The 313-nt window shown below is 39.6% G+C and carries 1 pseudogene; it reads right to left on the bottom strand.

The features are described from left to right. Positions 1 to 66: 66 nt before the first annotated feature. Positions 67 to 313, bottom strand: a pseudogene (locus tag FLQ44_RS18005) (hypothetical protein); the annotation flags it as partial.

The following is a 313-nucleotide window of genomic DNA, read 5'->3' as shown; positions in this document are numbered from 1 at the left end:
ACAAGTTCAACTGATTACTCAAGCCAAAGGGGCAATTGTAGAACTCGCTGAGCATGGGGATATGGTTTACCGTGCTGTATCGAATGGTGCAACTGCATTTCTGGGTCTACGTTTAAAAATGGATTCATCACCACCTAAACGTGCCACTAAATCATTGGTAATGACAGCTTGCCCGAGTTGTTTCATCAATATTAGACGAAGTTGACCATTTAACACTTTCTTATCATGCGACATATAAGCCAAAAATTCATCTAATGGAATTTGTGGACATGCTACAGGTAATTGCACCTTCGTTGATTTCAGTACGAATATA

It is taken from the genome of Vogesella mureinivorans (assembly GCF_007644035.1).
Lineage (GTDB): Bacteria > Pseudomonadota > Gammaproteobacteria > Burkholderiales > Chromobacteriaceae > Vogesella > Vogesella mureinivorans.
Note: the sequence above shows the minus strand (reverse complement) of the source record. Positions and strands in the feature narration are given on the sequence as shown.